We start from the raw sequence: 14,495 nt of genomic DNA on the forward strand, positions 1-14,495 counted from the left end.
GCTAGTAAAAAAGCTGATATGGAGTTGAACAGCATGGTGATTTCACCCCATATACCGAACTTGCCTTATGTAGAGGAGAATGGCATTAAGTATTTTACCTTAGTGGCAGAGCCTGTGAAGAGTGAGATTCTTCCGGGGATTTATATGAATGCTTGGGGCTATAATGGAATGTCTCCAGGTCCTACGATCTGTGTGTATCCCGATGATTATGTTTGTATTCGCGTCTATAATAAGCTGCCCCAACCGACCAGCGTGCACTGGCATGGATTAGATGTGCCGAATGTGATGGATGGGGTGCCAGATATCGAACCTTCGCCACGCATCGAGCCTGGTCAGTATTTTGATTACCACTTCAGGATTACCAATCCGCCTGGGACACATATGTACCACTCTCATTTTTATACGATTATGCAAGATATGATGGGGCTGGAAGGGGGACTGATTATCCTCGATCCTTGCGAATCGAAGAAAGAGGTGCAGCGCGATTATTATTTAATGTTAGGTGCCTTTGCCTTAAAGAATATCGAGATGGGGGTTCTCCCATCCGGCGTCTATGATATTGATCCGTTTGCTCATAATTCGAATTTTTTTACGTTGAACGGAAGATGCTTTCCATATACAGCAGCTCTGCCCGTTTCAGAAGGGGAGCGTGTGCGGATTCGATTTGGCAATATTGGCATGATGAATCATCCGATGCATTTGCATGGTCATCAATTTTGGGAGACGGCTGTTGATGGGAACTCGATTCCGAAGGACAATCAGCTTCGAAAGAGTACGATCCTCGTACCTTCGGGCACGACAAGAGATCTTGAATTTATTGCGGATAATCCGGGACGATGGCCGCTGCATTGCCATTTTCCACATCATGTGAGCAATAATATGACTTTGCCACTTGGAGGAATGACGACGGCGGTTGTATACGAGTAAGGAGCGTTTTCTATCTTTGACAGTCCGCATATAAAAAAGCAGGCCACCTTCTAAGGCGACCTGCTCTTCGTTATTTTCTAATACATATGTATCGTTCACTAGCATAGTTTCAATAATTAACTAAGAGTAAGAAAGCGGTGTACGACAATACTCGCATGATTTACTTTCACCCGGTTTCAGGGTAGCTGGTGCGCCACAGCTTGCGCATGCTATCGTTTTCGGTTTATTGCTCTTTCGTGCAGACTTCGGTTTGGTATTGCTCGTTGGTTGACCTGAACCGTAGTTTACGTTAATCGAAATATTTCCTTCTGAAATGTTAATAGAGCTGTTAGGCCCTTGCCCAAATGCTTGTTCGAATATTTCTTCAAACTGTTCATGTAGTTCCTCTTCTCCATTTGGTTCGGATACCGAGTCTTGATGTTCGTACTTTTGCTCTTGCTTTTGTTCTGGCTCTCGCAAAGCAATGACTTGAGAAGTGAGAGAGTCAATCTGTAGATCGGGCAGCATACCTAAATAACTCATTCTCTCCAACTCATTCGTTACACGTGGCACGTTCATACTTACGTTCTGTGCTAAGTGTGGGATGGAGGTTATCCCTTGTTCATGAATATATACATGATATAGATGGAAGCGAGTATTGAGTTCTTTCTTAGTTCGTTTGGACGCCTTATAAAAGGAAAAGCCAGGCAGGAAAAAGAGAATAACCAGAATCATATACGTAGCGAAATCGGGAAATGATCCTAAAGAGTTATCGGAAAAATATACTATAGATAATAAAGCGAAAATAAAGAAAAAGATACCTGCCACAATATTGAGATCGGACGCTTTTTGATAGGTATAGTTTCGGTGTTTAATTGCTCGCAAAGCCAAAAGAAGTAGCCCTACTGGGAAAAAGATAATTAAGAAAAAGATAACGATACCATTGCTAATAGAAGGTTTACCGCTAGCATATGAGACGTTCATAACGAGTTCTCCTTTAATGATGTTTCGTTCCATATTGTTAAATCCTACATTTGTTATCACTATTTTCATTATACTATTTTCTATATTTGTTGGGGAGTAGGTAATGGGAGTTTTGTCCTATTCTCAATTGAATATTGTTAATCGTTACTTTAATATGAAAGTATTACTACATACCGACGGAGGCATATATATGGGAATTATAAAAGCGGCGGTACATGCAGTTAAAGGCGGATTAGCGGATCAGTGGCAGGAAGTCATAGAGCCTTACAACATGGGGAATACGACCGTGATGACAACTGGTGTCAAAGTACGGGCGAAAGATGCTCGCAATGGAAATAGGCAAGGGACAGACCAGACGGTGTCTAACGGCTCGGTTATTCATGTGTATCCGAATCAGATGATGCTGCTAGTCGATGGAGGCAGAGTTATCGATTACTCTGCTGAGCCGGGATACTATACGGTGGATCAAGCAGCGATGCCATCATTATTTAACGGTGAGTTCGCAGAAACTTTAGTAGAGACATTTAGTCGAATTAAGTATGGTGGCGTCCCTTCGCGCGCTCAGAAAGTATATTATATTAACTTGCAAGAGATTCGAGGAATCAAATTCGGTACTCGTAATCCGATTAATTACTTTGATGAATTTTATAACGCAGAATTGTTCTTGCGTGCTTATGGATCGTATTCGGTCAAAATTGTTGATCCATTTACCTTCTTTGCAGAAGCAATTCCGAGAAATAGTGACCAAGTCGATATTTTTGATATTCATCAGCAATATTCAGCAGAGTTCATGACTGCGCTTCAGTCGGCTATTAATCGATTGTCTGCTGATAACGTACGTATTTCTCATGTAGCCTCCAAGGGGCTGGAACTTTCCAATCACATGTCGACTGTATTAGCTGATGATTGGAACCGTAGACGGGGCATTCAAATCCAATCTGTTGGAATCGAAAGCATCTCTTATAATGAAGAGTCTCAAGCGCTCATTAATTTGAGAAACAAAGGAGCTATGCTTAAAGATTCGATGATACGAGAAGGTTACGTTCAGGGAGCGGCAGCTCGTGGATTAGAGGCAGCGGGATCGAATGCGAGCGGAGCGATGAACGGCTTTGTAGGACTCGGCATGGGGATGCAGGGAGCAGGTGAGGTTGCGAGGACATTCTCGGATACGAATCGCGAGCAATTTCATGCTGAGAATCAAGTGACGAGAAATGGCAAGGGCATGTCCGATACCGTCCATGCTTACTCTAACGCAGCAACAAATGCGGAGCATTGGAATTGTGGATGTGGGCAACCGAACAGCGGTCGTTTTTGTACAGAATGCGGTCAAGCCAAGCCTACAGCCATGTCTGCGGAATGGAAATGTAGTTGTGGTCAGGACAATACAGGCAAGTTTTGTACGGAATGTGGATCGAAGCGTCCGGAAGGTCTGGCCATAATTAAATGCGATAAGTGTGGTTTTATGCCTCCAAGTGGGGCGAATTTAAAGTTTTGTCAGGAATGCGGAGATCCATTTAATGAAGAGGATCGGTTATAACATATAAGTGGTGCGCAAGGGCTGGAGCAGCAGTCTTTGCGCACTTTTTTAAATAGAGTAATGATTCCATAGAAAGTGTGAGGTGTTGATTCAATTGGATGAAACTCATATCCACAATTGTATTGCTTTTAAATGGAAGGACCATCCGCAAATTTAATAATTCGCATATTAGCGGCGGCACCAAGTGAAGTTCCAGCTGTAGTGACAATGGTTCGGGATCCACCAGAAATGTTTCGCAATTGAATGGTGAAGGGAAGAAGTCCTACAGTAATGTTAATTAGTGCCCCTCCCGCAAAGTTTCCTCCAGTAGTGGAAGCATTTCCGAATGCGGAAATTTCCACTCCATTTTGCACCATTACAAATACACTGGTTGGACTGCCACTTATTAAGTTCACAGACCAGTCTACGTAATAAAGACCAGGTTCAATGACAGTGATGGTGTCTGTTCCATTAAAGGTGAATGCCGTGCCCTGATTATCAGTAACAGCATCAAATACGACCGCTGTACCTCCTGCAATAGCCTGTGTACCAAGAGAAACTCGCTGTAGCTCAATATAACTGGACAATACTGGACCTGCTGGCGCAGTTGGTCCTGTAACCCCAGTGACCCCTGTAACTCCTGTAGTTCCTGTCGCGCCTGTTATTCCAGTTGGGCCAGTAATACCTATTCCGGTAGCCCCTGAAGGACCTGTCGCTCCAGTTGGTCCGGTAGGTCCCGTGGCACCTGTAGCTCCCACTGCTCCATCCACCCCTGTTGCCCCTGAAGGTCCTGTCACACCTGTAGCTCCCGTGACCCCAGTAGGACCCGGTGGCCCTCCAGATGGACCGGTAGGTCCAGCAGGTCCTGTAGGACCAATAGAAATGGGCGTATTTAAAATGCTGCTAAGCTTACTGTCCAACAAATACTCCTTCTTGGTCAGTTCCCGGATTGTATCGCGTACGCTCTCGTTTATCGTTAGTACGTCGCTAATTGTGGCTGGCGGAGAAGTAACGCCTGGTAAAGTTCCCAGCACATATTGCAGCTTCTCACCCTCGGCATTCAATATATGGCTTAACCCTAGCTCTTCTAGTGCGATAGATGATAACAGCAATGTGATCGCATCATCACGTGTAACTGATATAACCGGTGTAATATTCGGAATATTAGACTGTGACATGTTGAGCTCCTTTCACCCATGTAAGGGAAACTCTCTAATCGTTATATATTATTCTCGTAATAGTATTCTGATATAGTTACATGCATATTTACTATATTCATAATGAGGTACACTGCAACGTGGTATAACGTTTGAGTCTTATCGTATATTTTTCTTATTAGGGTTGTTAATTCGGTCTGCTAGATCACTTATATAGTAAGCACCGAGATGACGGTGCAACTAAAGGGAGGGATCTTGTATGGCAGTTCTACTGAATGATGCAACGAAAACAGCGAGAACACCGAGTTGGGCATCGAAGGGCAATAGTACGGTGGTGAAAGGCGGAGGCTATGTATTTTACTCTGACAATCCTGAAGCAGTAGATTCGATTGACTTGGCCGATGCTGGCAAGTGGTTGAGTCGAGATACGGTTACAGGCGCTGGACTCGTGTATTTATGGCATCACAACAAGACAGGCATTGCTATTAAGCACGGCTTAACTATCTACAATCCCAATAACTTTGCGATTAAAGTTACCTCTAGCAATAACGGCAGAACGAATCATGCAGGCAATCCTGATTCAAGTGCTTGGAAAGATTATTTTTCTGGCGCAGGTGCGACCTCTGTTGTCATTAATCCTCTGGCATGGGGAACGATATTCCAAGCGACGATTCCTGCTGGGAATAACTTTGGTCTCGTTGCGCGTACGAATGTTACGAATAACAGCACTGGAGTAGCAGCCTCCGCCATATTTTACGACCTAGCATGGAATACGAATTCAGGGGGAGCTACTGCCTTTGCGAAAAACAAAGGTACAGAGATGAGACGCGGTAAAGCTCCGACTTATTATAATACGATTAATTTTGATACGCTTGCTCCGACTACGACAAACGGTGTAGCTTACCGAATTTGCGGTTCTACCGCTTATCCAGGTATTTTCGGTACCGATGATATTCCATTGGTCACTGATCCTGCACCAACAATTCCGGGGCAGAATCAAAATGTAACGGGTCTATTGGATGGTGGTTACGGACAGCAAATGTCCGTTACGATGAAAATTCAAAACACGACTTCAACAGCACGAAAATTCCGAATATTTATGGGGCGGACGACTGGATTCTATGCCTTCCCGTTTGTAAATATGGCGGGTACTTCGGTCTATCACAACTGGGTTGGCGGTGGCAGTTATGTAGATATGATTGAGACGGCCAATCTCGCACCAGGCGCTACAGAAACGGTATCGTTCTTCTTAGTTATACCAGCCATTTCGACGACTCCATTTGTGGTTGGTGCTCGAACGATTTAATAGAACCAGATATGCTGATGCGACAGAGGGCGAAAGCCCTCTGTTTGCTTTTTTTTCAATGTTCTATGAAGCTTTCGGGGGATCTCAAACATTTACAAATGAAATGCGTATAAAAGTTACCTAGCCGAGGAGGTATTCTATTAAAAATGAGATTTTTCGCTTTGTTTATTGCAGCAGTAGTAGGCTTGCTTCTAGTGGGTTGCTCTGCAAATTCTCCCCAAGACAAAATTAAAGACAATGCGGCAAGCCAACCGGAAAATAAAAAGGCTCAATTTGATCCTAATTTTACACCGGCTGTTCTTATTCAACCTGATGATTATAAAGATGACAAAGAGAAGCAAAGCATAGCCAATGGACTTGTTATTACGCTTCAAGCTCTTGTTGACCGCGATAAGGAAAAATTCGATGCTAATTTTGTTGATCCAAAGAAAGCTGAAACGTATCATTATTTATTTGATCCAGAGGTACAATACCGTTTCGACAGCTTTGAGATCGTTCAGTTTGTGAATCCTACTAAGGCTCATGTAACGGTGAAGTACAGTGGAAATACGATCGCAGAAGGTGTAGAGGAAGCATTATTTAGTCGCAATGCTACGTATTTTCTAGAGAAAACCAAAGAGGGGCAATGGAAGGTGACAGACATCGATTAAAGTATTTTTTCTCTTACTAAAAGGAAAAAAGAATGAAGAAAATGGTGCGATTTAGGAGGTTTTATGGTATAATAATAGAGTAAGTGAAGAGCAAATTGATCCGATTGGGTCCTTTTTTTTGCTCATAAAATAGAACAAATGTTCTCATTTAGGTTGTTTTTACCGCCATGCTTCTCACTTTACTATTGAAGAAGACTAAGGAGGTGTGTGAATGCTAAATGAAGATCAGATGAATCGATTTACCGCTTTTAAAAGAAAGAATAATGTCCTTTTTGATGACCGCGTTATACAAGAATTCTTCTCTCATGGACGTAATGTTGAGCTGTTGTTACTTACACTGGAAGGAGATTGTGTTAGCAAACGGCAATTGGAGGACAACTTCCGCAAGCATTTCTTCCGCATTCGATTCGTTAAATATTTGGTTTCCACGATTAAGTTCTGTGCGATTGATCAATTCCGATTCAACCAACGAAATGATACACGTCATCCGCTCATTTTTGACCAACCTACGATGGACGATCAGTCCACGGCTACACTAGGTGAATTGCTCTGCTCACAAGTTGAGCAAACGACCAATTCTTTGATTTCAGACCCAGAGCAATTCATAGATGATATTTCGAACGAGACATTAGAATCTGCTTATTCCCAGCTCACTCCACATCAGAAGGTAGTCATTACGCTAGGTTACGGCATGTCTTATCGAGACAATGAGATTGCCAAGATGCTGGGAGTTTCGCCTCAAGCCGTCGGCAAATCTCGCAATGCTGCCCTTAAGAAAATGCGAGCATCCATATCAATGAAGGAGGTGATGTAAGATGGATAATCAGTCGATGTTTCCTTCCGATTTATTGTCGGCCATAAGCCAGGTAGGATTTCCAATCGTGTTGACGGGATATTTGCTGCTGCGGTTTGAGAAGAAGTTGGATATTCTCACAGAAACGATCAAAAACTTAACAGACGTAGTCTCTGCGAAAAGGGAGGATGATTCAAAACGTGACCGATGAATTGTTCGATTTAGTAGAACTTGCACATCGCGGTGATAAGGATGCGCTGATGTCCATTATTAGCCTGTTCACACCTGTTATTAATTCTGTTCGCTGTAAGACCAAGTATGATAGGCAGGATGATCTTGCTCAGAGCATCAATGAGATCGTCATTAAAAAAATTATGGCCTACGATCTGACCACCACGCTCGATTTCACCTCGTTTTGCAAATTACGTACAGCACATATACTTGATACAAATAAAAAGGGTTAATGTTCAGGATGGTTGATCAGCCGTCCTGCTTGTTTTGAATAGGAGTTGAACGAGGGTGATTCGAATGCTGCATGTGTAGAAGCCTTAGGGGGCCCCGAGGCTTCTTTATTGTGCTTCGGCGTGTGAGTTCTTTTGCGTAGGATACAGGCCAAATGATATTTCATCGATGTAGGGATGAACAATTAATTTGGTGCCATCTATTTTTTGATACACATAGACAACTCCGATGCTTTGTTCGGTATTGGGAACCCCTCTTTGGTCAATGCGTAATGAAAATAGGTTTCGTACACATAGTAGGAGCCGACAATTAGAACGATAGCAATTAGAATGGCAGCCGGACCTTTTTTCAACATAATCATCATTTCCCTCATATTTAAATTTATAAAACGTGATGGATGTAGATAATGATGTTCTATGGATGTAAAGTTTCGCAAAGCAAGCATGAACTTGATTTATTGCTTTGACTCTTAATAAGACGTTAGTTTGTATATTAGGTTGCAGGTACATGGATGGATGATTGAGTTTCGAGCAAGATTTTAAGGAGCGTGTTTAATGCTGCTAAATGAAGAGAGATGCCCCTAAGCCCATTTCAATGGCGCTTGAGACATCTCTTGTTGCTATATTTATAGCTATGCTTAGAATAAAATTAACGCAATGCCTCAACCAAGCTGTGTCCGAATGCTTTAGCACCGTCTGGACCATCGCTAGTAATAATATCGTTGTGAGCAACGACATGCTCAGAGACATAGTCGACATTGTTATTTTTCAATGCGTTGATCATCACATCGACGGGATAGCAAGTAGCTGCTCGTCCAGCAAGCAAGCCTGTTTCCACAACGGATACAGAGCCAGCGCAAATGCCTGCTACGAGTACTTGCTGCTCATGGGCTTCTTTCAAATAGCTGATAAGTGCTTCGTTGCCCCAAAGGTGATCGATCGTGCCAGAACCGCCGATTACAGCCACAGCGTCATATTGGTTAGCGGCAGTATCAGAGAAGATCGCTTCCGAGTTCACTTTTCCTTCATAGTCGCCTGTAATTTCACCAACTACCGTGCTTGCAATCGTCACTTCAACGCCTGCTTGCTCCAATACTTCTTGCGGATGAAAACATTCATCTTCATTAAAACGCTCGGGTGGTATAATAAACAATACTTTTTTATTCATGTGTAATTCCTCCTAGTTGTGAATGAATCGTTGTAAGATTACTTACACTTTAACGCTGATTTTCTAAACTGTGAAGAATGCACTATTTTGTGCGGAAGTTACCTGAAGGTTACTTTTGCGTAGGACAAGGAGTTAACGAGCATCGATGTCAGATACATTACGAGAAGAAATTAAACAGAAAATATGGAACGGTGATTTTAACTGTGAAAAAGAACTGACGTTATCCATTTTGAGCGGCAAATGGAAAGTCGTTATTTTATGGCACCTAGGTGTAGAGGGGCCTCATCGCTTTAGTGATTTGCAGAAGTTGTTCCCTAAAATCTCGCACAAAATATTAACGAACCAACTGCGTGAACTGATGGAAGACGGGATCGTTCATCGGGAGGTTTATCCTGAATCTCCACCGAAAGTCGAGTACTCGATGACAGAGCTGGGCATGACCATTTTGCCTATCGTTGAAATGATGTATGACTGGGGCAAGAAGCGGATGATCGAGATTAAGCGAGAAATCGGAAGTCCTGAACGTGAATAAGCTAGCTCTCTCAAATGGTTGCGTAAATAAATAAGGCTAGGATGACAATAGAGAAGATCGTAAACGGCTTCTTACTTAGTCTTTTGTGTGCCACCCAAAATCCATAAGAGCATACTAGGGCAATGCTAGTATAAGCCAACATAAATAGCATTCCTTCTGGAGAAAATACAAACCATATCGTAGTGAAAGCAAGGAATCCCATCATTATGGGAACTAACATAACGGGGATGAATCCTAGGATGACAAAGAGTAGAGTCTGCAGCCAAAAGGAATATCTATTTAGGGAACGAAGAACAGCTACTGCAATGGAGTATAGAAGAAGTCCGACTGTGAAAAAGGCAGGTGCAGTCCACGTTATTAGCTTGTTAATCTCATTAAATGTTTCCCCGTATAAAGCCCAAAGAGAAGCTATATAAACGATTATCCCTGTTAAGTAACCGGTAACGGCAGCCCATATGTAAAATAAATCTGATCGCTTCATGTCAAAAACCTCCCGAATGCATGTATGAATGGATGAATATACAATTTAGTGGCAATCAATATACGTGAACTTTGTATAAGATGTTTCCTTTTGAGTGGCACATGAATTTCATGGAGAAGAGCCTAACCTGACTTACTGCCGGGCTAGGCTTTTTTGTGTATGGATTGAAGTTACGACTTCGAAGTATACGTTCATTTTTTTAGAAATAACAACTCGATAGCCTCAGTGATGGCTCAACTCGCGCACATTGAATCGGACTTAACTTCTAACTATGCTTTTCAATTGCTTCCTCTAACGAACGCTATTGACGTTATGTTTACGAAATTGTACACAATAGAATTTTAACGGTTACGAGAGAGCTTGTTTCAGTAATGATAGGGAAGAACATTGATTTATTAGATAAATAAGCTCAATGATACCCGTTGTATTTAAAAATAAGCAAATATAAGCCGAATAGCCTCTATGGCAACCGTTAGCGTCACGCAATCGACCATGCCGATAGAGATAGAGCTGCTGCCAATTGAACATTTTAATACACAGCTAATCTAATCAACAGAACCGGATTTAAGCTGCTGTTTGAATTGGGCTGTTAGTAATGGCACGACTTCAAATAAATCACCTACGATGCCATAATCGGCAATTTGAAAGATAGGAGCATCTGGGTCTTTATTGATTGCAATAATAACCCGTGATTGGCTCATGCCTGCGACATGCTGAATCGCGCCGCTAATGCCACAGGCGATGTATAGCTCGGGCGTGACGACCTTGCCCGTCTGGCCGATCTGCAGTGCATAGTCGCAATAGCCCGCGTCGCAGGCACCGCGAGATGCGCCGACTGCGCCGTTCAGCACTTCGGCCAACTCTTCGATTGGCTTGAAGCCTGCTGCGCTTTTGACGCCGCGCCCACCCGAGATGACGATCTTCGCTTCGCTCAGATCGACTCGTCCTGCTGCTTGTGTGACGACATCTCGAATGAAAGTGCGCAGTGTTGAGGCGGGGTAGGCGATGTTTACTACAGGTGCGGTGCGTCCTGTCTCATAAGACGGGAGCGGGAAATTGTTCGGTCGGACGGTGACGACGGACTGGGCAGAGGTGAACGTCCGCTGCTCGAATGCTTTGCCAGCGTAAATGGGACGAGTGTAGAGGATGCTGCCACTTGCAGCATCGGTTTCCAAAGCGATGATGTCAGAGATTTGGCCAGCTTGCAGCGAAGCCGCGGATAGCGGAGCAAGGTCTTTGCCGATGGAGGTGTGGCCGAAAAAGATTGCCTTTGGCTGGGCAGCTTGAATGACCGCTTGCAGCGAAGCATCGTAAGCTTCGGCGTTATAGTGTGTTAGGTCGTTGTGCTCGACGACATATACATGATCTGCTCCATAAGCGGCGAGCTCGTTGGCGAAGCGGGATACATCGCTTCCGATTAAGACAGAGGCAACCGTTGAGCCTTCCCCTGAAGCTTGCCGTGCAGCAGTAATGACCTCGAAGGATACTTGCCGCAAGGCACCTCCTTTTACTTCAGCTATCGCGAGATATACAGTAGTCATGCTTTCAACGCCTCCTTAACGTTAAGTGAATAGCTTGGCTTCCGTTTGCAGCAGTCCAATAAGCTGCTGGACTTGCTCCGCTGGAGCACCTGATAAACGCTTACCTGCCTGACGTGGCGGAGGAGTGGACACCGAAACACGTGCGGTGAGCGGCTGGCTGTGGATTGAGTCGAAGTCCGAAAGCGATAGCTGCTGCAAAGGCTTACGCTTTGCTTTCATGATGCCTTGTAATGACGGATAGCGAGGCTCGTTCAGCCCTTGTTGAGCGGTAAATAGAGCAGGCAATGCCGCTGTAAGCTGCTCGGTATCGCCTTCTGCGTCACGCTCAATTTCAGCTTGCCCGCCTTGGATGACAAGCTTCGTAATTGAACCTACATGAGGGATGCTTAATAACTTGGCGAGTCGAATCGCAACCTGCCCACTTCCGTTATCGACGGAGAAATTGCCGCCAAGAATAAGGTCGAATATTTGCTGGCTCACGTACGCATGAAGAATTTGTGCGACAGCGTGCTCATCAAGCGCGGCTCCTTCATCGCTAATAAGAACGGCTTCATCTGCACCCATTGCCAATGCGGTGCGAAGTGCTTCAGTAGCTCGTTCAGGGCCTATTGCAATGACCGTTACTTTCCCACCGTGCTCGTCACGAAGCTGAATAGCTTGTTCTACCGCATATTCATCATAGGGGTTGAGCACGAACTTAACGCCATCTTCCGAGATCGATCCCTGCTCGATAACAATCTTCTCTTCGGTATCGAAAGTCTGTTTCGCCAACACGATAATGTTCATCGCAGATACCACTCCTTTCATGGCTCACATTCGTTAATCATAGTAAGCAATTTCACTAACACACGCGTCCTTCGTTATATATATGGCTTAACCTCAGATCCTATTTCTTTGTGTGTACGGAACAGAGAGGGGAGAATATCCTTCTTTTGCTTAAAATATATATCAATCATACTGAGCGATTGCACTAGGACATCCGCTTGGCTGCACAGGAACGAAGCTGACAGCGACATTGATCCATGAGCTGCGCCGTCGTGGCGGTGGTTATGGTGTCGTATCGATGTGCATAGGCGGCGGTATGGGGGCTGCGGGCGTGTTTGAGGTGTTTGGCGCTGAACGGTAAGGTTTGATGATATTTTATCAGTTGGCTATTTTGTGCGTGGAAGGGGCGTTGGGATATGACGAAGACGAAAATTGTAGGAGGCAGCTTTGTCATTGAGGATGTGGGAGCAGACGCGATCGTAACACCGGAGGATTTTACGGCTGAGCAGCGGATGATACAGGATACGACAAGAGACTATGTAGCGACAGAAGTTATTCCGCATGATGAAGAACTAGAGAAGCAGGATTATGCACTGACGGTGAAGCTGATGCGCAAGGCAGGGGAGGTAGGCTTGCTTAGTGCGGATATTCCTGAATTGTACGGCGGACTTGGACTTGATAAGGTCAGCTCCACAATCATTAGCGAAACGTTATCACCAGCTTCCTCCTTCGCTTTATCGATTGGGGCACATGTTGGAATAGGTACGCTGCCAATTGTATTTTTCGGCACACCTGAACAGAAGCAAAAGTACTTGCCCGACTTAGCGACAGGTGAAAAGATTGCAGCTTATTGCCTCACCGAACCTGCGTCAGGGTCGGATGCGTTAGGGGCGAAGACGACAGCGAAGTTGTCTGAGGATGGCCAGCACTACATTCTTAACGGCTCGAAAATTTATATTACGAATGCGGGCTTTGCAGATATTTTCATCGTGTATGCCAAGGTGGACGGTAAAGACTTTACAGCCTTTATCGTGGAGCGGGATATGGAAGGCTTTGCGGTAGGTCCTGAGGAGAAGAAGATGGGGATTAAGGGTTCCTCGACACGTCCGCTGTACTTTGAGGATGTGAAGGTTCCGGTTGATCATGTGTTAGGTGAGATTGGGCGCGGCCATCTAATTGCTTTTAATATTTTAAATATCGGTCGCTTTAAGCTGGCAGCAGGTTGTCTTGGTGCTCAAAAAGAAGCAATTGCTTTAAGTTCTCAATATGCCAATGAGCGTAAACAGTTTGGACGTGCGATTTCTTCATTCCCACTTGTCGCTGGCAAGCTGGCAGATATGAATATTCAGACGTATGTATCGGAAAGTATGGTATACCGCACATCAGGTCTTATCGATGAACGCTTAAAGGACGTCAATGATCAAGATGCTGACTCTGGTACACAGGCTGCGAAAGCAATCGCGGAATATGCGCTCGAATGCTCGATCAACAAAGTATTTGTCACGGAAGCGCTTGATTTTGTGGCAGATGAAGGGGTACAAATTCACGGCGGCTACGGTTATGTGCAGGAATATAAAATTGAGCGTATTTATCGCGATTCGCGGATTAATCGTATTTTCGAAGGAACAAATGAGATCAATAGGCTGCTTATCCCTGGCACGCTGCTGAAGCGCGCGATGAAAGGTGAGCTGCCGCTAATCGCGAAAGTCCAAGAGCTGCAAGGAGAGCTAATCTCGCTTATGCCTGGGCAAACCTTTGAGGGAACGTTGGAACAAGAAGCGCATTTGGTAGCAGCTGCGAAAAAAGTGTTCTTAACAGTTGGAGGATTGGCCGTACAGAAATACGGGACTTCCCTGGAGAAAGAACAAGAGGTGCTTAGTTATTTGGCAGATTTGATGATCCAAATTTATGCCATCGAGAGCACGCTGCTTCGTACCCGCAAGCGGATCGGTAAGGTAGGGGAAGAGAAGGCGAAGGCCGCGATTCAGATGACCGAAGTGTTTATTCATGAGGCATTTGCTAAGATCGAGCATATTGCCAAAGAAACGGCAGCTGCCATGGAGAGCGGAGATACACTGCGTACGCATTTATCGATATTGAAGAAGCTCGTACGCCGGACACCGATCAACGCCGTTGGCTTGAAGCGGGAGATTGCGGCGCGCGTCATTCAAGCGGAGGGCTATATTATTTAAGAGCAGTTGAACCACTAGAGGAGATGACTGCATTTACATGCTT

The 14,495-nt window shown here is 44.5% G+C and carries 16 protein-coding genes and 1 pseudogene; 10 read left to right on the forward strand and 7 right to left on the reverse strand.

What is annotated here, in order from left to right; genetic code table 11:
• The first annotated feature begins 33 nt into the window (after positions 1-33).
• Positions 34-927, forward strand: a complete 894-nt coding sequence (locus FPZ44_RS19905) for a multicopper oxidase family protein (protein WP_144993149.1) — start codon at positions 34-36, stop codon at positions 925-927.
• Between the two features lie 120 nt (positions 928-1,047).
• On the opposite strand, the gene FPZ44_RS19910 is transcribed toward FPZ44_RS19905, so the two are convergent.
• Positions 1,048-1,890, reverse strand: a complete 843-nt coding sequence (locus FPZ44_RS19910; protein ID WP_144993152.1) for a hypothetical protein — start codon at positions 1,888-1,890, stop codon at positions 1,048-1,050.
• 190 nt (positions 1,891-2,080) lie between these two features.
• Between FPZ44_RS19910 and FPZ44_RS19915 the strand changes: the two genes are divergently transcribed.
• Positions 2,081-3,427, forward strand: a complete 1,347-nt coding sequence (locus FPZ44_RS19915; RefSeq protein WP_144993154.1) for an SPFH domain-containing protein — start codon at positions 2,081-2,083, stop codon at positions 3,425-3,427.
• Between the two features lie 128 nt (positions 3,428-3,555).
• On the opposite strand, the gene FPZ44_RS19920 is transcribed toward FPZ44_RS19915, so the two are convergent.
• Entirely contained in the window at positions 3,556-4,584 is a 1,029-nt protein-coding gene (locus tag FPZ44_RS19920; RefSeq protein ID WP_144993157.1) for a complement C1q domain-containing protein, read from the reverse strand.
• A gap of 238 nt (positions 4,585-4,822) precedes the next feature.
• Between FPZ44_RS19920 and FPZ44_RS19925 the strand changes: the two genes are divergently transcribed.
• The 5 genes from FPZ44_RS19925 to FPZ44_RS19945 all read left to right on the forward strand — a co-directional run bounded on the left by FPZ44_RS19925 (position 4,823) and on the right by FPZ44_RS19945 (position 7,776).
• Entirely contained in the window at positions 4,823-5,869 is a 1,047-nt protein-coding gene (locus FPZ44_RS19925) for a hypothetical protein (RefSeq protein WP_144993160.1), read from the forward strand.
• A 146-nt stretch (positions 5,870-6,015) separates the two neighbouring features.
• Positions 6,016-6,519 (forward strand): hypothetical protein, encoded by a 504-nt coding sequence (locus tag FPZ44_RS19930; RefSeq protein ID WP_144993163.1) that lies wholly within the window; start codon positions 6,016-6,018, stop codon positions 6,517-6,519.
• Positions 6,520-6,730: 211 nt separating this feature from the next.
• Positions 6,731-7,333 carry a sigma-70 family RNA polymerase sigma factor gene (locus FPZ44_RS19935; protein ID WP_144993166.1) on the forward strand — a complete coding sequence of 201 codons (603 nt, stop codon included), beginning with the start codon at positions 6,731-6,733 and terminating at the stop codon, positions 7,331-7,333.
• A 1-nt stretch (position 7,334) separates the two neighbouring features.
• Positions 7,335-7,523, forward strand: a complete 189-nt coding sequence (locus tag FPZ44_RS19940) for a YvrJ family protein (RefSeq protein ID WP_261378439.1) — start codon at positions 7,335-7,337, stop codon at positions 7,521-7,523.
• Positions 7,501-7,776: a helix-turn-helix domain-containing protein gene (locus FPZ44_RS19945; protein ID WP_144993168.1), complete on the forward strand. Its 276-nt coding sequence runs from the start codon at positions 7,501-7,503 to the stop codon at positions 7,774-7,776. Before FPZ44_RS19940 ends, FPZ44_RS19945 begins: the two co-directional genes overlap by 23 nt.
• 197 nt (positions 7,777-7,973) lie before the next feature.
• Here FPZ44_RS19945 and FPZ44_RS26545 read toward each other — a convergent pair whose 3' ends face one another.
• A complete protein-coding gene (locus FPZ44_RS26545; RefSeq protein ID WP_186786157.1) occupies positions 7,974-8,129 on the reverse strand; it encodes a hypothetical protein in 156 nt (51 codons plus the stop codon).
• 293 nt (positions 8,130-8,422) lie between these two features.
• The gene (locus tag FPZ44_RS19950; protein WP_144993171.1) at positions 8,423-8,941 is read right to left on the reverse strand and encodes a DJ-1/PfpI family protein; all 519 of its coding nucleotides are present in this window, start codon (positions 8,939-8,941) and stop codon (positions 8,423-8,425) included.
• A gap of 145 nt (positions 8,942-9,086) precedes the next feature.
• Between FPZ44_RS19950 and FPZ44_RS19955 the strand changes: the two genes are divergently transcribed.
• On the forward strand, positions 9,087-9,473 hold the full coding sequence (locus FPZ44_RS19955) for a winged helix-turn-helix transcriptional regulator (RefSeq protein ID WP_144993174.1): 387 nt from the start codon (positions 9,087-9,089) through the stop codon (positions 9,471-9,473).
• A gap of 10 nt (positions 9,474-9,483) precedes the next feature.
• Here FPZ44_RS19955 and FPZ44_RS19960 read toward each other — a convergent pair whose 3' ends face one another.
• From FPZ44_RS19960 to FPZ44_RS19970, 3 genes are all read right to left on the reverse strand, one after another.
• Positions 9,484-9,954 (reverse strand): hypothetical protein, encoded by a 471-nt coding sequence (locus tag FPZ44_RS19960; RefSeq protein ID WP_144993176.1) that lies wholly within the window; start codon positions 9,952-9,954, stop codon positions 9,484-9,486.
• Between the two features lie 545 nt (positions 9,955-10,499).
• Positions 10,500-11,495, reverse strand: a complete 996-nt coding sequence (locus FPZ44_RS19965) for an electron transfer flavoprotein subunit alpha/FixB family protein (protein ID WP_144993179.1) — start codon at positions 11,493-11,495, stop codon at positions 10,500-10,502.
• Between the two features lie 21 nt (positions 11,496-11,516).
• Positions 11,517-12,281: an electron transfer flavoprotein subunit beta/FixA family protein gene (locus FPZ44_RS19970; protein WP_144993182.1), complete on the reverse strand. Its 765-nt coding sequence runs from the start codon at positions 12,279-12,281 to the stop codon at positions 11,517-11,519.
• Between the two features lie 175 nt (positions 12,282-12,456).
• Here FPZ44_RS19970 and FPZ44_RS19975 point away from each other — a divergent pair.
• Both FPZ44_RS19975 and FPZ44_RS19980 read left to right on the forward strand, forming a co-directional pair.
• Positions 12,457-12,621 (forward strand): annotated as a pseudogene (locus FPZ44_RS19975) (acetyl-CoA C-acyltransferase); the annotation flags it as partial.
• Between the two features lie 55 nt (positions 12,622-12,676).
• A complete protein-coding gene (locus FPZ44_RS19980; RefSeq protein WP_144993185.1) occupies positions 12,677-14,452 on the forward strand; it encodes an acyl-CoA dehydrogenase family protein in 1,776 nt (591 codons plus the stop codon).
• The last annotated feature ends 43 nt before the right edge of the window (positions 14,453-14,495 follow it).

The sequence above is a fragment of the Paenibacillus agilis genome, assembly GCF_007786455.1.
GTDB classification, from domain to species: domain Bacteria; phylum Bacillota; class Bacilli; order Paenibacillales; family Paenibacillaceae; genus Paenibacillus_B; species Paenibacillus_B agilis.